The sequence below is a fragment of the Paenibacillus sp. BAC0078 genome, from assembly GCF_054483875.1.
The window spans coordinates 19,797-42,182 of sequence record NZ_JBTLRW010000017.1 but is presented as its reverse complement, the minus strand read 5'-3'; the positions used below and the strand labels follow the sequence as shown (position 1 = coordinate 42,182).

Here is a 22,386-nt window from a genome sequence, read left to right as displayed (position 1 = left end):
CTGAAAATTTTTACATCGTTTCGGATTCGCGGATTAAATCCGGATTTTTGCGAACCTCATTTGGGGGATAGCCGATCAGTCTTTTAAACGCGATATAAAAGTTATCTGTGCTTTTAAAACCGACCTTCTCCGCAATTTCATAGGTCTTCATTGTACTGTTAATCAACAAGTCCAATGACTTGTTCACACGATATTGATTGATATACTGGATCAGAACCATGCCTGTTTGTTCTTTAAACAAGCGGCTCAAATAGGAATGATTCAGTCCTGCGTAATGTGACAATTCCTCCAAATTCAGATCCCGGTCATAATATTCATGAATATAGTCAATAACCAGCCTGATTTTATGATTCATTTTTTGGGAAGCAGCATTCAGATTCTTCTTATACTGGACATACTCTGCCTCTTGCATCAATAATTCGTATATTTGCTGCTGGGTTTCCGCTTCGAAGAATTCTTCAACCGCAGGAAATCCGGCTATAGGGAGGCCTGCTTCTGTTTCACAGGCTCTGCTGAACGCATAATGAAGATACGTTGCAATCCTCAGCATTTCCTGTTTCGATAGCTGCCGGTTCTGCCGGAGTTCCTCAAACAACTGCTCCATAGATACAAGTATTTGTTCCCACTGTTCATTTTCAATTTCTTGTTTGATCTGCTGAAGCTTTTTTTCAAACACATGTTTGTTCAAATCCTCTTTCTTTCCTGGTACGGAGCCGGAGCCCTCCAATTGATAAAAAGTCACACCCGACTCTTTATCATAGAAATTGCTCTCCAGGACCTTCTCCGCCTCTTTCAATGCGATGGGGGCATCCAATAAGCTCTGATGCAGCGCACTGATTCCGAAGCTGACATTTATATTCATGAATTTATGCAGGGCATTCTGCACCGTTTTAATCAGATTCCATTGTTCATTGTAAATACTCTGTGCGCTTCGAAGGCTGGAATACGATTTAAGGATAGCAAAGCCGTTCTGGCGGTGCTGAAAAAACTCCACTTCGTCGAACTTGCGCAGGACTTCACCCAGGATATTTTGGATTGAAAAGTAAAGCAAATACTCCATATCCTGTTTGTATCTCTTCCTGACTTTCGAGAACTGGTCAATATGAAGGGCAAAGCACACGAGATTGGGCTCCTGAAGCCGGATATCATATTCTTTTATTTTTTCTTCAATCTCCCAGGTATGCCGTATGGCTCCTTCCGACCATTCCTTAAAAAAAACCGCTTTCATATTTGGCTTGACACGTTCAGCATTTTGCCGCAGATTCTCTATTTCATCCGTTTGCTTCCGCTCCCGCATAATAGTCTCCCGGGCACGCCGCAAGGCATCAAATATGCCAGCCTCATTTAAGCTGGGTTTGTGGATATAATCCAAAGCACCGAGGCGCATTCCCTCCCGCACATATTCAAATTCCTTGTAGCTGCTCAGCATAATGACCTTTGGCGGATCATTCCAGCCCTGGAGCTTCTCCAATGCCTGCAGGCCGTCCATAATCGGCATTTTGATATCCATAAGTACAATGTCCGGCCTCAGCTCGGCGATTTTGGCCAGCGCATCCTCACCGTGAGCGGCATCCCCAACCACTTGAAAACCATACGCTTCCCAGTTCAGTGATGTTTTCAAACTCATTCTCATATAAGATTCATCATCCGCAATAAGGATCTTCATCAACGTATGCCCTCCTTGGCTGAAGGTTCTTTTAATGCAGGAATATCTATGAAGATCGTAGTTCCTTCCCCGGATAACGTATGAATTTGCACTCCATATTGAGGGCCAAAATGAAGCTGTATACGTTCTGAAACATTCCGTACGCCGATAGAGTTCATCCCCTGCTGCCCTTTGCTCTTATCCATCAGCCGTTCGATCTGCTCCTGACTCATGCCAATTCCGTTATCCTTGATCATAAACCGGACTCCCTTCTCATGGCGGCGGACGTCAATACTTAATTGATAGGTGCGTTTTTCATCGGCAAAACCATGGAATATAGCGTTTTCAACAAACGGCTGCACGATAAATTTCAGTGTCTGATAGTGCAGGACCTCATCAGCCATTCGAAAGGTTGCCTCAAAGGTGTTGTAGTACCTGAGTTCCAGCAGGGATACATAATTCTGAATGAAGGCCATTTCTTCTTCTATAGATATGAACTCTTTCGTATTTCGGGCGGAGAAGGCCAGCAACCCAATCAGTGAATCCAGTGTTTCAGTGATGTTATCCGCCATTTGTGCCTGGGACATCCACCTTACTACTGACAATGTATTATAGAGAAAATGCGGATTGATCTGGGCTTGTAATGCGTTCATTTCTGCACTCCGCTTCTGATGTTCCTCTTCCTTGATCCTTGCAATCAATTGCTGAATTTCTTTGGTCATCGCATTAAAGGCGTAGCCGAGCCGCCCGATTTCATCCTGTCTGTTCATATCAATGTTGACATTAAAATCTCCTATTTCGACTCTCCGCATCATTCGGCTTAATTGTTTGATCGGGTTCGTAATTCCTCTGGATACAAGGAGTGCGACGCAAAAGGCCGTAATAATGGTAATGCCCACGATGATCGCGATAAAATTCCGGATCTGGTATACTTCGTGGAACATTGCTTGCTTGTGAATAACGGAATAGAATTTCCAGCCGCTGATTGCAGAGGTATTCTGAACAATATAGTATTCCGGGTCATCCCGCCTTACCTGATCTTCTAAATTCAGACCTATAGCCCTGCTGACTGTACTGAACAGAATTTTATTATTCTCATCTACAATCAGCTGTTCCGCTTCGGGACCGGGGTTCAGCCCCTGATATAATCTGCGGAGTGCGCCATCCTGGAAGTTCACGATAAACGTACCCAGCTTCTGATTGGTAGCCGGATCAACGATGACCTGCCCCACGGACATCACGGAGCTGCCCATGCTGATCTGTTTCTCCGAATGAAGGCCCACTACGACCGGCTGTCCCCGTTTTTCCTCAATTTGCCGGAACCATGGTTCGTCAAACGGCTTATAATCATAGTTATAAATAACCTGGTAGCCTTTACGGTACGCCACTTCGTTGTTGTCCGCATAAATAACGAGAGAATCAATATCGCTGTTAAATAGAAATATGTTCCGGAAGAATTCGTCATTAATATATTTGTAATCAGAAGATTTCTCATAGATCGGGTACTCAAAGGTCCCATAATCTTTCGACAAAATATTCAGGAGCTCCTGATCGTAGAATGGGCTCTCCGAGACACGAAGCATGTTCTTCAAAAATGCATCTGTACTTGTCGTCATCTGCCTGTTCAGTTCCTTAAATGAATTTACAATTCTTCCTTCCAGAAAAGAAATCGAATAGTAGTAGGAGATGGAACCGATTAATATAAGCGGAATAATGATCAAAAACACATAGGTAAGAAACAGCTTCTGATTCATGCTGCGATCCTTGAACTTGATTAATCTCATTGGCTCCCCACCGTTCGCTGCAAGTAGAAACGTATATTTAAAAAAAGATTGAGTCCGCATTTTCGGAATCAATCATAGCATATTACACTTTGTGATAAAATTCGACAAATAGATAGCTTTAATCGAACTGCTTAAGCGGCTCGCCCCTCTTTGTTAAAGTAACGGTAATAGATTCTTTAGCTTCCAGCGAATAATTCTGTCCCTCAATCGACAGGTGGAGAGAAGCATTCAGCCCGGTCAGCCTCGTAACCTTAACAGCATCATGCGTGATATGAATCGTCAAAAGATCACCCTGCCAATATAAAGGATAAGAAAGAGAATCCCATTCTTCCGGAAGCCGCGGCTGGATTCGAAGCTGACCACCCAGCGCACGCACTCCGCCAAAACCGAACACGACACACTTCCATATTCCGCCGATGGACGCTGTGTGTATGCCTTGATCGGATGACTTCATGTTCCGGCCAAGATCAATGCCTGCCGCCAGTTTGAAGAGCCGGTATGCAAGCTCCGATTCTCCCAGATCCGAGGCCAGAATGCTGTGAGTTGCCATACTGAGTGAAGAATCATGGAGCATCATCGGCTCATAATACTTCCAGTTCGCCTGCTTCACCTCATAGCTAAAACTATGCTCAAGGAGGTAAAAGAGCACCATTACATCCGCCTGCTTGGACACTTGGATCTGATTCACTTGATCCATATTATAATCTTCCAGGATCAGAGCCACCTCTTGCTGATTGCGGTACTTCGTTAAATCAATGAGCTTTTTGCTCAGATAGGTATCATCCTGCGGAATAACCAAATCCTTCTCCCGGGGCCGGGGCAGATAAATGTTCTCTGCCTTCTGTTTCCACTCTCCATAAGCCTTATCCAGCTCCAGCCGGTCTCTCAGCTGTATCCACATACCAGATGGATCGTGCTGCAGTTTCTCATAACAAGCAATAGCTGTCTGTAAGTTCCAATGCGCCATATAGTTTGTAAAAGCATTATTGTCAACATGCTCCTTGTATTCATCCGGTCCGATTACATCTTTGATTTCAAAGCATTTACGCGTATCATTCCAGGTCAGGCGGCTTGCCCAGAAGGTGGCTGTCTCCATGATCATCTCGTACCCTTTCGTATCCATGAAGAGCTGATCCCCCGTAGCCAAATAGTACTGCCACACCCCGTAAGCCACATCGCTTGTAATATGCTGTTCAATCAATCCCGTCCATATCCTGGTAGGTGTTCCTGTTACCACATCCACGGGTCCCCATTCCGGCGTCACTTCGTCTCCGGTCAGGGCAGATTCCCAGGGATACATTGCTCCTCTGTAGCCGTTCTCCTTCGCTTTCCGGCGAGCTCCGTCCAAGGTATGATACCGGTATTCAACCAGATTGCGGGCCATACCAGGGTCGGTGAACAAGAAGTAGGGCTGAATGAAAATCTCTGTGTCCCAGAAGGAATGGCCTTTGTAACCTTCGCCCGTCAAGCCTTTCGCAGCAATGCCAAAACGGTTATCATGCGCCGGAGCCATAATTACAAGATGATATTGCGCGAACCGGATCGCCAGCTGATCGAACTCCTGCAAGCCCGTGATCTTAATATCCACCGCTGCCCATTTCTCCCGCCACGCTTTTGCGCTGTCCTGCAGAAGCTTCCCGTAACCCTTCATGGCCTCAAGACGCAATTCATAGAGTGAAACCTCACACAGCTTCGCGTCTTCCTGCTGCCCGTGCTCAAGATCCAGCGAGGTATGAATGTTCGCAATTTTCTCAAACACCAAGGTCTGACCTGCTTCAACCCGAAACGTATACTCTGTTGACACCTTTCTCCGCTCTATGGATAGACGCGGCTCTGCGGCAACCTCCGAGTCATCTACCAGAAAACGGTGATGGCAATGAGTTACTACATGAATATTGGACTCTGTTGTTACGGCCGCATACTGAATAATTTGTTTATCATGAATGCGCTTATCTCCTTCTGCAAAATGCTGTGCTCCGGAATTTGTAACCTGCCCGTTAATTCCGGAGCGTATAGAGATTTCTGCAGCTGCCGTACATGGTGTCAACTCGACCCGCATGCCCAGCAAATGCTTATTATGTAACGACACGAATCTGCGGAAGACCATTTCAAAGCTATTTCCTCGGTCATTGCGCCAAATGACACGGCGGTTCAGTTCAGCCGTGTGGAGATTCAAGGTACGCGAATACTCTTCAACATTTCCTTTTTCCAAGTGAAAACCTTCACCGTCTAGCCAAATGCCCAACTCCGTAACATCTGCGATATTAGGCAGCTCTGTTACCTCTGAGGCACCGGATATATTAAATGTTCCGGCAACAAAACAATTGCGGGTTTCTTTGGGGTAGGACTCCTCCGTACAGGATCTAACCCCCATATATCCGTTACCCAAACTCATAATCGCCTCATATTTGGCCAAATACCGGACATTAAATGAATCTTCGCCAATGACCCAGTTTCGCAGCTCTCCTTCGCCCATATCATATCTCAGCATAAGAGTAACCTCCCTCTCTTTCTTTGGCAGTCTGTTTTTTCCTCAGCCCTTCAGGCCCGTCGTTGCAATCCCTTGCACAAGATGACGCTGGAAGATCAGAAACACAATGATGATTGGCAGCGTGAGCAGCACAACCCCGGTCATTGTCAGGTTGGGCCATTCAAAATAACGGTTCTTGAGCGTATTCAGTCCCACCGTCAATACATACCATCGGCTGTCGTTTACCAGCGTGACCGGCCATACGAACGAATTCCAGGTTCCCGTAAAGCTGAATATAATCTGTGTCCCGATCGCTCCCTTGGACAAAGGCAGAATAATTCGAAAGAAGATACCGATTTTGGTCAGACCGTCTACCTCTGCCGCCTCTTCCAATTCCTTGGGAATACTCATCATAAATTGCCGCATCAGAAAGACAAGGAAACCTTGGAACATAAATGGAATAATCAGACCCTGATAGCTGTTCAGCCAGCCTAACTTCACAATCATGGAGTAGATTGGAATAATCGTGACCTGATACGGAATCATCATCATACCGATAATGATAAAAAAGATCAGTCCGCGCCCGGGATAGTTCAATCTGGATAGAGAATAGGCTGCCATCGTGTTAATAACGAGATTGCCCACCAGGATGCCGAGTGTAACAACAATGGAGTTAAAATACCAGACCGTCATATCAGAGTTCACAAATACATCTTTATAGTTCTCCAAGGTCAACCGGGCCACACCAACCCAATGGCCGATGTCGCTTTTGCCTAATAATGAGGTGTATATGGCATAGCCAAAAGGGATGATGAAAAAGATGGAGCATAAAGATAACAGGACATAGCGGATAATTGACTTTCCCGGATTACTCATCTCTTAAATATCCTCCTTTACAAAGCGTTTTTGAATGATGGTTAAGAGGATAATCAGTGCAAAGATGATGAATGCCGCCGCACTGCCATATCCGGCCCGGTTGAAGCTGAACGCCTGACTGTAAAAATAAATCACAATGGTACTCGTTGCTCCGGCGGGACTGCCCAGTGAACCGTTTCGGGCGAGTGCATAGGGCTGGTCAAACAGCTGCAGCGCATAAATCAACCCGGAGGTCAAAACAAGAAAAGTTGTCGGCTTCAGCATCGGAATCGTGATATACCGGAGGCGCTGCCAAGCATTGGCACCATCTACCATTCCCGATTCATAGATATCATAAGGAATGTTCTGTAAGCCGCCCAAATACACCACTACATAGAAACCTATATAGGTCCAAACAGTAATCAATATTAAGAATGGCAGCGCATATTTCGTACTGGCGTACCAGGATACGTCCTCCATTCCGAACAGCGTAAAAAATTTCGTCGCAATCCCATCCTGCTGCATAAATAAATACATGAATACGGTCGTAACCGCCACTGTGGATGTGATGTAAGGCAGGTAGAACAATGTGCGGAACGTCGTCTTCAAGCGGGTAATTTTGTTCAGACCCACGGCGATAAGCAAGGCAATAGCGGACTGCAGCGGCACCGCAATCACCGTTATAATCGCAGAATTTTTTAATGCTCCCCAGAAGTCACTGTCTTTCAGCATCTCTGTATAATTTCGCAAGCCGATAAATGTTGCAGCATCGGGATTTAAGAAGCTGATATCCTGAAAGCTGTATACAAAAGACCTTAATAAAGGATAGTAAAACCAAATCCCCATAAAAATAAGGATAGGCGCTACGAATAAATAACCTACAAATTTAGATGAAGAAGCTAACCTCAACCATATTTGTGATGCTGAACGCCCCGCTTTCAAATTTGCCTCTCTGCCATGCTCCATCTCTGTATCCTCCTTCAAGTTTCCCTGTTTACATCATAAGAGGTGGCAGAACCTGCGAAAACAGAGGATATTTACTTGACGCCGAGGATTTTTACTTGGACCTTTTCAACTGGAAATAAAATAGAAAAAACGGTGTGCCCCCTAATTGTAATTAAAAAAAAGCAACTCATCCGCAGACAAGTTGCCTTCTGATCACTCTATTGTTAGAGTTTGCTTTTAAAAGCGGTTATTTCGTAGACATTCCTTCATTATTCCAGAAGCCTTCAATGTTACTTTTCCAAAATCCCCCGCTCAAGTGCAACAGCTACCGCTTGAGAACGTGAATCTACTCCAAGTTTATTGTAAATGGTCGTTAAATGTGCTTTTACTGTACGCTCGGAGATTCCCATATCAATGGCAATCACTTTGCTTTTGAACCCCCTGGCAACAGCTTGTAGAATGCTTATTTCCTTGTCGGTCAAAGGAGTAGCTTCATTTTGAGAAGAGATTGAACCTTTCTCATGTGCCTTGGCTGTAATTACGCGTTCCATAATATCTGCTGAAAGCAAGGTTTCTCCATGTACTGCCGACTCAATATTTCTGAAAAGATTCTCACGGCTGGTATCTTTTAATAAATAACCTTTCGCTCCCATGGCCAAACCGCTGATCATTAATTCGTCTTCGTTATAGGTCGTAAGAATGATCACCGGAATTGAGCATTCTTGGTTCCTTAACTCTTGCATGGTTTCCAGTCCGCCCATAACTGGCATATTCAAGTCCATCAGAATTACGTCCGGCTGCAGTTCCTTAATCATTGGCAGAGCCTGTGAACCGTTCTCGGCTTCACCAACGACTTGAAACTGCTCGCTGGTCTCCAGAATCAGCTTCAATCCTTCCCGGACAACAAAATGATCATCTACAATCAGAATCTTATATAAATTCATTTGTGTTCTCCTTCAATGAATGGTATTTCCAGTTTAACACTAGTTCCTTCCGGGTTACTGTTCACGTAAATTTCTCCTCCTATTAGTCTTACCCGCTCATTAATGCCCAGTAACCCATAGTGTCCGGCATCCTTGCCAATATCATCTGTTTTAAATCCGATACCATTATCCCTAATTTCAATGATTAGCCTGTCGTTTTGCGCAAAAACAAATACCCATACTTTATCAGCCTTTGCATGGCGGGCAATATTAGTCAGACATTCTTTAACAATATGCAAGCTGTGTTCCATCTGCATTCTGGACAATCGTTTATTCAAACGGTAATCCGTGGATACGACGATACCCGTAGCCTCTCTAAAATGTTCAATTTCATCGGCAATTGCCTCTTTGAAATCTAACTCTGGAGCTGATTTTGACCGCAAATTATCAATCGCTCTCCGGGCTTCAGCCAATGTCCGGCGTGCCTGCTGCATGGACTGCCTAATAATTTCTTGTGCCCGCTCCGGATGATTTTGTGACATATGGGCATCTGCAGCCTCAAGCCGCATAATGAGTCCGGCGACACCCTGTGCCAGTGTATCATGCAAATCCCGCGCCATACGCTGGCGTTCATTCGCAAGGGTTAATTCCTCTACCTTCTCATGGGCTTCTCTCAAATCCTCCAGAAAGCTCTGAACTCTGAGCCGCTCTTGAACCTGCTTGAAGAATAATATTGCATAAGCCAGCACAATAATAAGCATCAGAACAAAAATAGGAAGAAACACGATCAGTTCATCCCTATCCCCCACAGTCAGAGCAGAATCAAAAAAAACAATAATACTGATCAGTGAAACGAACACTACTCTCTTCACACGGAATGAATAGCTAAGGCTCTGAGCTATCAGTACAGGCAGCAGCCCGATTAAAACCGCCTGATACCCGTCTCGCATTAAAATGGCACACAAATAGATTAAAGCTGCTTGAACTGAGAAGTAAATCCAGAATTTTTTGTTTGTGACTCTGTAGGAGTTCCAATGTAATAATACGTGAATTGTAAATAAACTTGTAAATACAGCACTCTCTAAAATCAAGGGTTCCTTAAGAAATTGCAATATCATGGTTCCAGCATATACGATTGATACCCAAATTAAAGTCGGCAGCCTTGAAGCGAATAAATCGCTAATACTCTGCATTCCGTTTTTTTCGTTCAATTTCTTCCCCCTCATCTGGACCAAGCTTAGCTTCTCTCTTCTCTACTTTTCATCGGGCTCTCCTTTATTATCTTCATGTATGATCAGTAGCGCTATTAAGATTGTGTATTCATCCTACGCAATCTCTTTCGAAGGTACGATTATTGCGAGACCTTGTGGGACAATCTCTATATTTTCAATTGAACTGCTGCGCTTCTCGCCATCAATTCCAATATGGGCTGCATTTAGATCAAATTGCGTAATGCTTAATCGTTTGGTTTTAAAATATAGAACATCTGAACGTCCAATGTGTGTGCCATTTTTAATATCAAATAATAGCTGTATGGTGTTAAATAACGAGCTTTTCTTTATAACAAGTACGTGAAGATGCCCGTCATCCATTCTTGCACCCGGGACCATTCCCTCATGTCCGCCTACTACAGACGAATTAGTAACCAGGTATAATAGTGCTTCTTGCTCTTTATGCAGTTCATCACTCTCTATCTTTATGTGTGTGCCTTGAAATATTTTGGCTAGCTTAGGAACAGCAGATAAATAGTAGGCCTTTTCTCCAAACATGTTTTTCAAATATTGATTGGTAGTATAGCTAATTGTATTTATTGCACCTCCGGCAACCACATAATGAAAATATTCATCTCCGGCTAAACCAAGATCAATCTTTTTTATTCTCGCTCCTTCCAGCATTTCACAAAACTTTTCCGCCGTGTATGGCAGACTCAAACAATTCCCAAAATCATTTACAGTTCCTGTTGGAAGATATGCGACTGGTTTATCTATACCAAGTTGTTTTATAGAATTGACAGCATAATGAAGCGTTCCGTCACCACCAGCCACTACAATTACATCGCATTGGTCGAAAAAAGATTTTTCAATTGGTTTACTACTCAGGGAGGTAAAGAAAATATCTTTATCTTTTAATGCATGCTTTCTTTTCAAATGGTCAATTACGTCAGCAATGATGTTACGCGCCTTAATATGTCCCGAAACTGGATTTATAATCATTTTTAGTCTCATATAATATCGAAGTTCCCTTCATCTTATATTTAAGTTCTCTCGTTGAATACCATCTATATCTTTGCTGCATCCTCATCTTACAATACTGGAGATCGGGCAACATCGTCCGAAAGGGAGCTTGAGTCTGCCCTTTTGGGCAGTACGTCCGGAGGTTCTCAATATATAAAAAAAGGACAAGAGTTTCTCACTCTCGCCCGTTCTTCGTCTGTACCCCCTCCAGTTTTTCAACAATCCATAGATGAAAATACGGCGGGCATTGAATGTTGTTCTAATCAATGCCTGCCGCTTCTTAAGCCAAGCTATTCTAATGGCTTAGCCAAAAATCTGATGTTAGATTCCTTCGCAAAGTCCCGCTGTTTCTTCTCTACTTCCTCCATCACTCCCTCACCTTCCACATCGAGATTCGGAAGCAGGCGGTCCAGCCACTTCGGAAAATACCAGGCCGACTTCCCAAGCAAGGTCATTACCCCGGGAACGATGAGCATCCGGACGATAAAAGCATCAAAGAGAACACCAAAGGCAAGCGCCAGACCCATGACCTTAACCATAGGCTCCTCTGCCAGAATGAATCCGGTAAAGACGGCAACCATGATGAGTCCTGCTGCTGTTACGACTCCGCCGCTGTGGCGGATACCGGCAAGAACGGATTTTTTGGCATCTCCGCTCTTCTTGAATTCCTCGCGCATCCGGCTGACCAGGAATACTTCGTAATCCATCGCCAAGCCGAACAGAACACCGACTACAATGATCGGCAGGAAATTAAACACCGGGGCCTTGGCATAGAACCCGAATAGATCCTGGAAATGGCCGTCCTGAACAACATAGGTGACAAAACCCAAGGTTGCGCCGAGCGACAGGATAAATCCGAGTACTGCCTTAATAGGAACCAGAATCGAACGGAACACCAGCATAAGCAATACAAAGGCCAGCCCGACAATGATCAGGCAGAATTTAGGCAAGGCTTGATTCAATTTCTGCGTGATATCTATATTGACTGCCGTGCTGCCGGTTACACCAATCTTGATATGATCCTGCTGCTCTATTTCCGGTGCCTTATCACGAATCAGATGGACAAGGTCTATGGTTGCTGAATCATTAGGGCCTGTTGTTGGCATAACTGTAATCAGCGATACTTTTCCGGAAGGCGCGGTGACCGCCGGGTTTACCATCGCAACATTGGGATAAGTTTTTACTTCCTCAATCACCTTATTGAGATTGGCCGCAGCCTCTTTCCCGCCATCCGTTTCAGCCAAAATCACTAACGGTCCATGATACCCTTCGCCATATGCTTCAGAAAGAAGATCATAGGCCCGGCGTTCGGTTTTATCCGGCGATTTATGGCCATCATTTCCAAGACCCGTCTCCATGTGGAAGAACGGCAGAGCAATGGTTGCCAGCAGCGCTATACCCAGCATGACAGCTACTAAAGGCTGACCGGTAACAAATCTCCCCCACAAATTACCGCGGCTCTCCGGCTTCTGTTTGCTTCCTGCCCGCTTGGCAGGCGCTTTAACCTTGCCCCCCAGCAGGTCCAAAATCGCAGGTACAACGAATATCGTCATAAGTATTGCGGTAAATACAGTAAGTGCACCAGCCATACCCATAGCCGTAAGGAACGGTACTCCAACGAAGGAAAAACCGACCAGAGCGATAATGACCGTTACTCCGGCAAACACAACCGCACTCCCGGCCGTTCCGTTCGCAATGGCAATTGCTTCACGTCGTTCATAGCCTTCTGCAAGCTGCTGACGGTATCTGGCAATAATAAACAGTGCGTAATCTATGCCTACGGCCAGTCCCAGCATACCGGCCAGCGACAAAGCAAACGAAGGAATGTCAAGCATACTCGTTCCGATAATAATCAGCATAATGCCGAAGCCAAGGCCTAAACCCGCTGTAAGAATCGGCAAAACGCCCGAAATGATAGAACCTAGAGCTACTGCAAGGATTACCAGGGCCAGCAGTACCCCGAGCCCTTCCGTCGGACTGCTGGTTGCCATTTTCACATAGCCGTCTCCGATCAATTCAGCCTGCCAGCCAGCATCCCGTAAGGTATCCGCAATCTGGTCAAGTGAATCCTTCGATTCCTGTGTTACTTCATCACCCGGCACTTTATAAGTGATTGCGGCATAGCCGATGGTGCTGTCCGCATTCAACGAATGGTTATCATACGGGCTTACGACTGAGGCAATCTCCGGATCTGCTGCCACTTCCTTGAGTTTGGCGGTAATGAGCTGCTTTGCGGCCTCAGAGGATAACGTTTCATTGTCCGGAGCCTTCAGCACCAGTTGGGCTTTACCGAGTCCACTCTGCGGGTTTGGAAATTCCTTTTCCATAACCTCCAGTGTTTTTTGCGAGGCAAGCCCGGGAATAGAGGTCTCCTCACCAAAATGGACTCCCATCGACAGCGCCACAATAGCTGCTGCCACCAAAAGTGTAATGCTTCCCAGAAGGACTTTAAGCCGGTTCTTCGCCGACCAAAACCCCAGTCTGTATAATATTTTTGCCATTTCAGTATCGTCTCCTCTTTGCTAAATGTTTGTCTCTGTGCCCTAATCTTATAGATTGGGAGTTCTTCTGCCATCGTCCAAAAGGGCAGACACGCTCTGCCCTTTTGGGCAGCCTTTTAGTCAAAAAGAAAAAGCCCCACAATGTTAGACATTTTATTGCAAAATAAAAAGGATAGAGGTTTCAGAAAACAATCTGAATCTCTATCCATTTCTTTTTATGTGCTACAAATACATTATTTTGTTGGAATTTCTCAAAGAATCTGGCGCGATTAGTAACTTGTCAGCCCTTCGCACAAGGTCCACAGTTTGTTGCCCGCTCCATTATCAAACTTGGTGTGAATCGGTACGATCTGCTTCTTATCATCGAAGAATACGCCATTTGCGCGCTCTATTTCTTTTGCAGACGCCAGATAAACCCCGATCCCGCATTCTGCTTTGACACGTGCATTCATGAGAGGTGCAGCGGCCCTCAAATACCAAGGCGCGTTCCTCGCGAGATTGGATTTCACAAATCCTGGATAAAAAGCGTTGGAGGTCACTCCCGTTCCTTCCAAACGCTTTGCCAATTCGAAAGCAAATATCGTCCTGGCGAACAGCGACTGGCTGACGGCACGCATCGTGCTATACTGGTGCTCCATTTGAATATCATCGAAGTTAATGACGGGATTCTTCAGAAATCTAGGGTTACCCGACACTGTAATGACGCGTGCAGGTCCGCTTTCCTGGAGGATGTCGAGCAGCCGGTTAGTCAGCAGATAATGACTAAGCACATTGACCGCGAACATACGATCAATCCCGTCAGCCGTCAATTCCTTCTTAAAATAGACTGCACCACAAGCATTAATAAGCAAATGCAATTGACAGTATAAGCTATTTCAATCGTGTTTTTAAAAAGGCATATGGCGTCACACCTACAGCTTTTAGAGTGGGAAAATCGGCCGCTTCAACCTGCTCCCATGAAGCTTCATTGTCAACGCTTTCATAAATTGGGAATACTCTGCAGCTTAGGTTGATTTCATTACCTTCTTTGTCCGTACCTATAGGATCATGCAGGGAAACGTCCTTGCGGGTTTTCTTGAGCGATCTCAAGTGCATCAGAATTTCGTTCTCTATACAACGAGCGGCAAAAGTGGCCAGCTTCGTGCCTTTATTCGGGCGATAGCTCTCGATGGCATTGATCAGACCAATCGTGCCTATGGAGATCAGGTCCTCCATGTCTTCGCCGGTGTTGTCGAATTTCTTGAGGTTATGGACACGATGTGATGTAAAAAAAGTAAACCATTCGATCGGTTCCGATTCGAAAGGATTTACTTTTTTGTTTTGTCCCTCGCCTGTAATTGTGATCAATTATTTGCACCCATTCAGGCAATTCATCTGAATAATATTTTATTCGATTTTTATCTGTACCAAGAATAATTTCACCATCTGCTTGACTATTATCAATAACGACTAATAGATCTATTGGGTCCATGTGAGATAAGAGATTGTTCATGCTCGTTACATTCCGCCTAATAATATCCTCGGTTTCAATATGATGACCACCAAGTCGAACATCCCCTAGTACCTTGACCGCATCAAATTTCAGGATACAAATGTTTCAATTTGCCTCTAGCCTGCTGAGTGGTAAAGTGCCACTCCACGGACTTCTGTGCCTGGTTACGGTCGACTTCCCATGCCGTGATTTCGCGTTGCAATTGTTCTATAGAGCCGATGCGCCGGTCCAGACACTGGATCGTCAGCGAGCTCAGTTCAATTTCGGCCATGTTTAGCCAGCTTCCATGCTTGGGGGTGTAGTGGATTTCCAATCGTTTCGCTAAAGATAAGGCCTGTTCTGGCGGAAACGTTTCATATAACGAGGAGATCGTGTGCGTGTTCAAGTTGTCCATGACGAGCCGAACCCGTTTCGCGTCGGGATAGTGAATATCCAGTAATTCCTGGATTTGAAGTGCCCAATCTGCTTTCGTTCGTCTTTCGCTTGCATGTACGTGGCGCCATCCGGCTAAAGGTTCAGTAAACAAAAACACACTGCAGCTTCCCTTTCGTACGTATTCATAATCTTCGCGCTGCACTTGCCCAGGTTTCATCGGTTCTGACGGACGGGAATCTTCCAAAAGCTGAACCGGCTGCTCGTCCATACAGATCAGCGGGATTTCAGGATCGTAAGGCAGGGCATACGTCTCCAAAACATCCTCCATTCGGGCGACAAATTCGGCGCTGGATTTGGCGGGAATACACCATTGTTTCTTTAAATGAGGCTTAAGTTTCGTTTTTTTAACGTAGTTCGAATGGTCTCTCGTCCCACCGATTCCATGATGTTCAGTTCGATGACCCGGCCCGTCAACAGACGAACGGTCCAGCGAGCATAGCCCACCGGCGGCTCCGAACAGGCCAGCGCAAGAATCCGAGCCTCAAGTTCTCCGTTAATCACAGAGGGACGCCCAGGTTCTGAGCGTTGTCGGTACTGCAACGTAGCTTCTAAGCCGCGGGTACAGTAACTCTTCACGGTATGATGAATCGTGACGTCACTAACACCGACTCGCTGGGCAATTTCCATCTGCTTGGGAATGGCTCCTTGACTTTCATCGGCCAGCATGAGGATGAGGCAGCGATTTCGTATTCCTCGTGAAGTCTCCTTCGCATGAAGAAATTGCTGAAGCCGTTCGCGTTCTTCGTCTTTCAGTTTAACCATGTATTTTTTGTTCATTGGTAAGCTCTCCCATTTGACTCTATACGGAGAGCTTAAAGGTAAATTTATTCGCGGTCAAGGTACTAGTCCTGCATAAAACATAATAATTTCAAAGCCTTGTTCCTTTGCATCTCGCATTTGTCGAATAACTTTACATTATTATCAATTCTACGAGACAGTGCATTCGGATCAATATTCACAATTACCCCAAGTCGGTCAACGATCAAGTTGCGGATCATACTCTTACCACTTCGATTATTACCAACAAACACGAGCATGGTTGCAACTGTCTCATTCATGGTTAAGTTCCTGTTCATTCATTTTTCTCAATCTCACCCGTGCTATATTCTTTAACAATTTGCCCTTCATCTGTTTTATAAAACGCGATTTTCATGTCCAATGACTTTGCTTCCATGTTGACTAAGTATATATTTACTCCCCGGACGCACTTGGACAGTACATATATTAAGATTTCTGGTAGCTGCGGCGGAAGGCACCGGGTGTGAGCCGTTCCAACTTCTTGAAGATTGCTCCATAATAGCTGGCAGATTCGAAGCCGACTTGATGAGCAATATCCTGCATCCCGCGCTGCACATTGTCGAGCAGCAGTTCCTTGCTCTTGTTGACCCTTACCTGATTGACATAGCTGATGGGACGAATGCCTGTCGTCTTCTTGAACAAATGGCAGAAGTATTCCGGTGTGACGCACATCAATCCGGCGAGCGTCTGCAAAGTAATCTCTTCGGCATAATGCTGGTCAATATAGTCTAGGATCGGCTTTAACCGCTCATACTGCTGCCCGACAGTATCGCTGCCCTCGACAGAGATGCGCTGAATAATCTCCGTCAATAAGGTATAGAGGATGGCGGAGCATGCGTAATTGCTTAACGTTTGCTCTTGCGGGGTAAGGGCAGCCTTCAGCAGTTCCTTCATTCCGGATAGAAGGTATTCGGGCGATGCGAGCGTGAATACGCATGTGTCTACAATGCCGACTGTTTCAAACAAGCCTGCTGACCCGCTGCCATCGAAAATGATCCAGTCGACTTTCCAGCTCCCCGATAAAGCATAGTATTCGTGCTGCTGGCCGGGGAACAGCAGCATACCCATGCCTTGCTTGACGATATGCTCCGTTCCACTTAGCTTGAGTTTGCCCTCGCCACTGCGGCATTGAATCCACTGATAATCCTGAATGCCCGGGTCTCGGTATATATGCTCCTGTTCATGATGCAGACCAATCCCTAGCAAATAAAATGGGAGCAGCTTGTCTCGGGCGGATAGTACCGGAAAAGCGCGATTTGGATGAGACATGCGACCAACTCCTGTTATCTTAATATTATTATATCGTATTAAATATTTAAGATATTCACTCCAATTAATATAGCATATAATCGCAATATATTGATAAACAAAGGAGATTAAGGATGACGATTAAGATCGGAATTGATTATTATCCAGAGCAATGGACTCCCGAGCAATGGGAGAAGGATGCAGTGCTTATGCAAGAGACAGGTGTTGCTGTTGTGCGAATGGCGGAGTTCGCCTGGAGCAGAATGGAACCGACCGAGGGTGATTATCGGTTTGAATGGTTGGATGCGGCTATAGAAGTATTCGCCACACACGATATGGAGATCGTGTTATGCACACCTACCAATACCCCGCCGAACTGGATGACAACCCGTTATCCGGATGTGCTGCCAATGGATGAGCAACGTCAAATCATCCGGCCGGGTGTGCGTGGACATCGTTGCAACAACAGCTATTCCTTAAGAATGCTGGGATCCAAATTTGTGGAAGCGATGTCACAGCGCTATGCGAAGCATCCCGCCGTCATTGGCTGGCAAATCGATAACGAGATGCACTACCAGGAATGCCATTGCGATACGTGCAATCGTGCATTTGTCACTTGGCTGAAGAAGCGTTATTCCAGTCTGGAAGAGTTGAACCGGGAGTGGGGCACGGTTGTCTGGAGCGGGGAGTACAGCAGCTGGGCCGAGGTAACGACACCGCTCGGTTCCAGTAAGCCGATGAATCCTTCCTATCTTCTGGAGTACAAGCGGTTCTGCTCGGACAGCGTAGGCTATCTGCTGGGATGGCAGCTTGATATTCTGCGCAGCAACTGTCCGGGCCAATTCGTGACGCATAACATGTGGCAATACCCGAATAGCCTGGACTATTATGATCTCTACAAAGAGCTGGACTTCGTCTCTGTCGATTATTATCCGAATGAGCTGTATCGCGATTATGGCGACCGGTTTCCGAGGAACGGAGCGTTGACGCTGGACTTGGTTCGAGGCATCAAGCGCCGCAATTTCTGGGTAATGGAGCAGCTGAGCGGAGCGCAGGGCGCCTGGATGCCTATCCAGCGCACCCCTTATCCCGGACTGATCCGGGCCCGCTCCTGGCAGACAATCGCCCGCGGTGCCGACATGGTCGTCCATTTCCGCTGGCGGAGTGCTGCCGTCGGAGCCGAACAGTTCTGGCATGGGCTTATCGACCACAGCAATGTTCCTGGACGCAGGTTCAGGGAGTTCGCGGAGCTTACTCGCGAGGTGAACCGACTAGGAAAACTGCTGGCCGGCTCGACAATCGTTACCCAGGTTGCGATTTTGCATTCACATGATCAACATACGGCGCTTTCCCTTCAGCCGCAAGCAGAGGGGGGAATGCACTATATAGACAACTTGTCCTCTATGCACAATGCATTTCTGAAAATGGGCGTCGGTACGGACGTTATCAACTGGACCGAGGAGCTCGATGGCTACAAGCTGGTCATTGTCCCTTCCCTCTTTCTGTTAAATGAAGAAGCAGCACAGCGGCTGGAGCGATTCGCAGCCAGGGGCGGCACGGTCGTCCTCACCAATCGGACAGGCGTGAAGAACATGAGGAATGTATGTGAGATGCTGCCTCTGCCGGGGCTGCTGGCGGAAGCGGCGGGGGTTGTCGTTAGTGAGTATGATGCAATCGGCAACAGCGAGCATCGGATTCGAAACGCGGAGGGCCAGACATTCGCTGCGAAGCAATGGAGCGATCTGCTGGAACTGCGGGGAGCAGAACCGATTGCCTGGTATGACAACGACTTTTACGAGGGTGTGCCGGCAGTTACCGTCAATAAGCTTGGTGCCGGTGAAGTGTATTATATCGGCACTTGGCCAGAGCCATCGTATTTCTATCAGCTGTTCGAAGGAATAGTGAAGGAAAAGGACTTGGCACCCAAGCTCCAGCTGCCGGAAGGTGTCGAGCTGTCGATTCGAACGAAGGGTGAGGAAAGCTTCCTGTTCCTGATCAATTTGACGAATGAGCAACGAGAGGTTACGCTTGACGTTCCCTATCGCAGCTTGTTGACGAGCAAGAGATCGGAGCAGAAGGTGATGCTGCCAGCTATGGGAGTAGATATTCTTACTTTATAGAATCAGCGGCTTGTATCTTTGCGAAGGGCTGTCTCACAAGGTTGAATACCTTGAGGGACAGCCCTTTACCGCACTATTTTGAAAACGATTTCACTATTGGTGATCATTTGCCACAAACGTATGTAGCAGTTGATTATGGAGATCATAAACATCTTTATATGTCATATCAATGCTCCTTTGATAATAACTTTATGAACAAAAGCGACTCATCCGCAGACGAGTCGCTTCCTATACCCTGTTTTTCGGCACTATTTTGCAGCTTAAACTTTCACCGCTTCGCCTTATAAAACTCATGATACAGCTTCATGAGCGCTCTCTTTTCAATTCGCGACACATAACTCCGCGAGATCCCCAGCTCCTTCGCAATCTCCCGCTGCGTGCGCTCTTCCCCGCCGGTATCCAGGCCAAAGCGGCCAACGACCACCTCTTTTTCCCGGTCATCCAGGATGTCGAGGTTGCGGTAGATTTTGCTCTTCTCGATCTTGAGATCGACTTCCTTGATAACATCGTCTGTTTCCGAACCAAGGATATCTATAAGGGTGATTTCATTTCCCTCTTTATCAGTTCCTATAGGATCATGCAGGGATACGTCCTTGCGGGTCTTTTTCAAGCTGCGTAAATGCATCAGAATTTCATTTTCTATACAACGAGCCGCAAAAGTAGCCAGCTTCGTGCCTTTATTCGGGCGGTAGCTCTCAATGGCCTTGATCAGACCAATCGTGCCGATGGAGATCAAGTCCTCCATATCTTCCCCTGTGTTATCGAATTTCTTGAGGTTATGGACACGACACGATGTCACTTAAGTAAAGAAGAAACCGTTACTTTTTATCTCATTGTCTCGCTTCATGAATTAACTGACGTACAGTATATTTTGATAAAATTTCTCAAAAAACATTTTTCACTGCGTCTTCTTTTAACCAGCCACAATCCTTTTACCGGATTAGGATTCGGGCTATACGGTGGCAGAAACACCAGATGATCAGAGGATTCTTTTCAAAAGGACCTGTAACTCCGCAGGCGAATCAGGCTATTATTCAATCGCTATCTTCCCCTTTGGATACCTAGATGATCGAAAAGAAATTGAATTTAGGCCGCGAAATGTGCTTTTTCTACTTTCTGGCGATGTATATGCCACTTTCGCAAGTTAGTGGTCGAATAATTCGGACCCTGCGTACAACTTTCTAAACAATATTACCTTGCGTTCTTTCCACACTTGGAGACAATTAGATTGTAGCGCCTAGTAGTTCCTCTTCATACAGCAAGATAATTAATCACTTCTGCTTCGGGCCTCTCTTTAAGCCACATAATGGTGTACTAGCGAAAAAAAGCTTATTTTGTATCAAAAACCAAAAATATGTTATAATTTTAATGAAATTAACTAATGGTGGTGTTTTATATGGTTATAGTTACTGCAATAAAAGTACCGAAATACATAGAACCTGAAATATACTCTTTTTTTCTTAGTAACGTTGATACCCAAAAGAGAGAAAGGATTAAGCGTTTTCATAGAATTGAAGATTCTTATCGTTCTCTCTTAGGTGATGCCTTAATTAGATATAAAATCAAACAATTAGCTGGTCTTTATTATAATAACCCAATAAAAATAAAACTGACCAACTATGGTAAACCATATGTTAATCCTCTTTTTGGAATTCACTTTAACATTGCCCATTCGGGGGATTGGGTTGTCGCAGCCTTTGGAGAGAAAAACGTTGGAATAGATATTGAACAAATAAAAGCAGTTAACTTTAGTATAGCTGAAAGTTTTTTTTCGTATAAGGAATTTTCGGATTTAATATCTCTCACTGATGCAAATGAAAGATTATTATACTTTTACGACCTTTGGACCCTAAAAGAAAGTTATATTAAAGCAATTGGAAGAGGGCTATCTATCCCCCTTAACGAGTTTAGTATATACATGAACTGTGATAAAGAAATATTTATTGATGGCGCAGAGAATACAGTGTTTTTTAAGCAGTATAGCCTTGACTGTTCTTATAAACTCTCAGTATGTTCTTATCTCTATAAATTTTCTAATAATATAGAAAAATATACAATCAACGAATTAATATAAATACATAACGCCCCTGAATAACAGGGGCCGTGAAAAATTAGAAGCCTCAAAGCGAATCTAATATAGAATAAATAAATATAATTTATTGTATAAACTTAAGAGGAAACCGTTATTGTCCTCTCTTGGAGAGAACGACGGCGTCCTTGTTCTGTTTCATTCATTTATTTATTCAAAACTAAACGTATTTCCTCGATATATTTCTCCCGCTCTTCATCAGGAATCATATGCCCTGAATGATGGAATATAATAATCTTGCAAGAAGGGATTGATTTTCTATACTCGTCCAGCATGCTGTCTGTCAGGTCCGACCCTATTTTACTGTCTTTACTCCGACCTACAAAAACTGTAACGGGAATATTCAATTCAGGCAGGCGGGAGAGAAAACTGATCTCTTTGGCCTCCTTTCCTAGCCCTTCAATAGCCCGGGCACGCATAAATTCGGTAATGGGAACTCCTTGATATACAAGGTTACTCCAAAACTCCACTTTCGGAAGTCTGAGCGCTTCATGTATTGGAGGCTGGTCTACCACAATCAGCACCCTCAGCATGAAGGCCGCAAAGCTTGACCACAGTCTCTATATCCGAAAGATGTTCGTTCAGCCCATAGCCAGTCTCAGGTGTGGAGCTCTTCCCCTCCGTCCCCGGAAGCTAAAAGCTACGACATGACCGGAGAGAGCGGTGAGCAGCGGGATTGCCCTCTCGGCAGATTCCCATATCCCACCAACGACCAGGAGTGATGGAACCCCTTGAACTGCTTCTCCTTTCTCCAATACATGCAAGCTCACAGAACCGTTTTGCACATAGAAGCTTTTCATCGTTCTGTTGTCCTCCAATTCCTTCCGTTTTTCCAGTTATAACATAC

Annotated in this window: 19 protein-coding genes and 2 pseudogenes; 3 read left to right on the top strand and 18 right to left on the bottom strand. The window is 45.3% G+C overall.

The window, feature by feature from the left end; genetic code table 11:
- Positions 1–10: 10 nt before the first annotated feature.
- The 10 genes from ACX1DY_RS24360 to ACX1DY_RS24315 all read right to left on the bottom strand — a co-directional run bounded on the left by ACX1DY_RS24360 (position 11) and on the right by ACX1DY_RS24315 (position 14,214).
- Positions 11–1,666 (bottom strand): response regulator, encoded by a 1,656-nt coding sequence (locus ACX1DY_RS24360; protein ID WP_458966782.1) that lies wholly within the window; start codon positions 1,664–1,666, stop codon positions 11–13.
- Entirely contained in the window at positions 1,666–3,429 is a 1,764-nt protein-coding gene (locus ACX1DY_RS24355; protein WP_458966781.1) for a sensor histidine kinase, read from the bottom strand. Before ACX1DY_RS24355 ends, ACX1DY_RS24360 begins: the two co-directional genes overlap by 1 nt.
- Before the next feature lie 118 nt (positions 3,430–3,547).
- Positions 3,548–5,920: a glycoside hydrolase family 65 protein gene (locus ACX1DY_RS24350; protein WP_458966780.1), complete on the bottom strand. Its 2,373-nt coding sequence runs from the start codon at positions 5,918–5,920 to the stop codon at positions 3,548–3,550.
- Positions 5,921–5,962: 42 nt separating this feature from the next.
- On the bottom strand, positions 5,963–6,775 hold the full coding sequence (locus ACX1DY_RS24345; RefSeq protein ID WP_458966779.1) for a carbohydrate ABC transporter permease: 813 nt from the start codon (positions 6,773–6,775) through the stop codon (positions 5,963–5,965).
- Between the two features lie 3 nt (positions 6,776–6,778).
- Positions 6,779–7,720 (bottom strand): carbohydrate ABC transporter permease, encoded by a 942-nt coding sequence (locus ACX1DY_RS24340; RefSeq protein ID WP_458966778.1) that lies wholly within the window; start codon positions 7,718–7,720, stop codon positions 6,779–6,781.
- A gap of 269 nt (positions 7,721–7,989) precedes the next feature.
- Positions 7,990–8,643 (bottom strand): response regulator, encoded by a 654-nt coding sequence (locus ACX1DY_RS24335; protein ID WP_458966777.1) that lies wholly within the window; start codon positions 8,641–8,643, stop codon positions 7,990–7,992.
- On the bottom strand, positions 8,640–9,833 hold the full coding sequence (locus tag ACX1DY_RS24330) for a sensor histidine kinase (protein ID WP_458966776.1): 1,194 nt from the start codon (positions 9,831–9,833) through the stop codon (positions 8,640–8,642). The genes ACX1DY_RS24335 and ACX1DY_RS24330 overlap by 4 nt, the downstream gene beginning before the upstream one ends.
- A gap of 114 nt (positions 9,834–9,947) precedes the next feature.
- A complete protein-coding gene (locus ACX1DY_RS24325) occupies positions 9,948–10,847 on the bottom strand; it encodes a diacylglycerol/lipid kinase family protein (protein ID WP_458966775.1) in 900 nt (299 codons plus the stop codon).
- 299 nt (positions 10,848–11,146) lie between these two features.
- Positions 11,147–13,357 (bottom strand): MMPL family transporter, encoded by a 2,211-nt coding sequence (locus ACX1DY_RS24320; RefSeq protein ID WP_458966774.1) that lies wholly within the window; start codon positions 13,355–13,357, stop codon positions 11,147–11,149.
- A 269-nt stretch (positions 13,358–13,626) separates the two neighbouring features.
- On the bottom strand, positions 13,627–14,214 hold the full coding sequence (locus ACX1DY_RS24315; protein ID WP_458966773.1) for an SDR family NAD(P)-dependent oxidoreductase: 588 nt from the start codon (positions 14,212–14,214) through the stop codon (positions 13,627–13,629).
- Here ACX1DY_RS24315 and ACX1DY_RS24310 point away from each other — a divergent pair.
- Positions 14,214–14,342, top strand: coding sequence for an AraC family transcriptional regulator (locus tag ACX1DY_RS24310; RefSeq protein WP_458966861.1), 129 nt, complete (start codon positions 14,214–14,216; stop codon positions 14,340–14,342). The genes ACX1DY_RS24315 and ACX1DY_RS24310 overlap by 1 nt on opposite strands.
- 20 nt (positions 14,343–14,362) lie before the next feature.
- Here the strand turns inward: ACX1DY_RS24310 and ACX1DY_RS24305 are convergent.
- The 5 genes and pseudogenes from ACX1DY_RS24305 to ACX1DY_RS24285 form a co-directional block, all read right to left on the bottom strand.
- Positions 14,363–14,644: pseudogene (locus ACX1DY_RS24305) on the bottom strand (sigma factor); the annotation flags it as partial.
- A 287-nt stretch (positions 14,645–14,931) separates the two neighbouring features.
- Positions 14,932–15,588 (bottom strand): IS630 family transposase, encoded by a 657-nt coding sequence (locus ACX1DY_RS24300; protein WP_458966860.1) that lies wholly within the window; start codon positions 15,586–15,588, stop codon positions 14,932–14,934.
- A 14-nt stretch (positions 15,589–15,602) separates the two neighbouring features.
- Positions 15,603–16,061 carry a helix-turn-helix domain-containing protein gene (locus ACX1DY_RS24295; RefSeq protein WP_458966772.1) on the bottom strand — a complete coding sequence of 153 codons (459 nt, stop codon included), beginning with the start codon at positions 16,059–16,061 and terminating at the stop codon, positions 15,603–15,605.
- A 66-nt stretch (positions 16,062–16,127) separates the two neighbouring features.
- Positions 16,128–16,342: pseudogene (locus tag ACX1DY_RS24290) on the bottom strand (hypothetical protein); the annotation flags it as partial.
- A gap of 166 nt (positions 16,343–16,508) precedes the next feature.
- Positions 16,509–17,351 (bottom strand): AraC family transcriptional regulator, encoded by an 843-nt coding sequence (locus ACX1DY_RS24285; RefSeq protein WP_458966771.1) that lies wholly within the window; start codon positions 17,349–17,351, stop codon positions 16,509–16,511.
- Positions 17,352–17,464: 113 nt separating this feature from the next.
- Between ACX1DY_RS24285 and ACX1DY_RS24280 the strand changes: the two genes are divergently transcribed.
- The gene (locus ACX1DY_RS24280) at positions 17,465–19,450 is read left to right on the top strand and encodes a beta-galactosidase (RefSeq protein WP_458966770.1); all 1,986 of its coding nucleotides are present in this window, start codon (positions 17,465–17,467) and stop codon (positions 19,448–19,450) included.
- Between the two features lie 268 nt (positions 19,451–19,718).
- Here ACX1DY_RS24280 and sigK read toward each other — a convergent pair whose 3' ends face one another.
- The gene (gene sigK / locus ACX1DY_RS24275; RefSeq protein ID WP_458966769.1) at positions 19,719–20,249 is read right to left on the bottom strand and encodes an RNA polymerase sporulation sigma factor SigK; all 531 of its coding nucleotides are present in this window, start codon (positions 20,247–20,249) and stop codon (positions 19,719–19,721) included.
- A gap of 597 nt (positions 20,250–20,846) precedes the next feature.
- On the opposite strand from sigK, the gene ACX1DY_RS24270 reads away from it, so the two are divergent.
- Positions 20,847–21,524, top strand: a complete 678-nt coding sequence (locus ACX1DY_RS24270) for a 4'-phosphopantetheinyl transferase family protein (RefSeq protein WP_458966768.1) — start codon at positions 20,847–20,849, stop codon at positions 21,522–21,524.
- Positions 21,525–21,685: 161 nt separating this feature from the next.
- Here the strand turns inward: ACX1DY_RS24270 and ACX1DY_RS24265 are convergent, their stop codons facing one another.
- Positions 21,686–22,054 (bottom strand): hypothetical protein, encoded by a 369-nt coding sequence (locus tag ACX1DY_RS24265; protein ID WP_458966767.1) that lies wholly within the window; start codon positions 22,052–22,054, stop codon positions 21,686–21,688.
- A 66-nt stretch (positions 22,055–22,120) separates the two neighbouring features.
- The gene (locus tag ACX1DY_RS24260; RefSeq protein ID WP_458966766.1) at positions 22,121–22,339 is read right to left on the bottom strand and encodes a hypothetical protein; all 219 of its coding nucleotides are present in this window, start codon (positions 22,337–22,339) and stop codon (positions 22,121–22,123) included.
- Between the last annotated feature and the right edge of the window lie 47 nt (positions 22,340–22,386).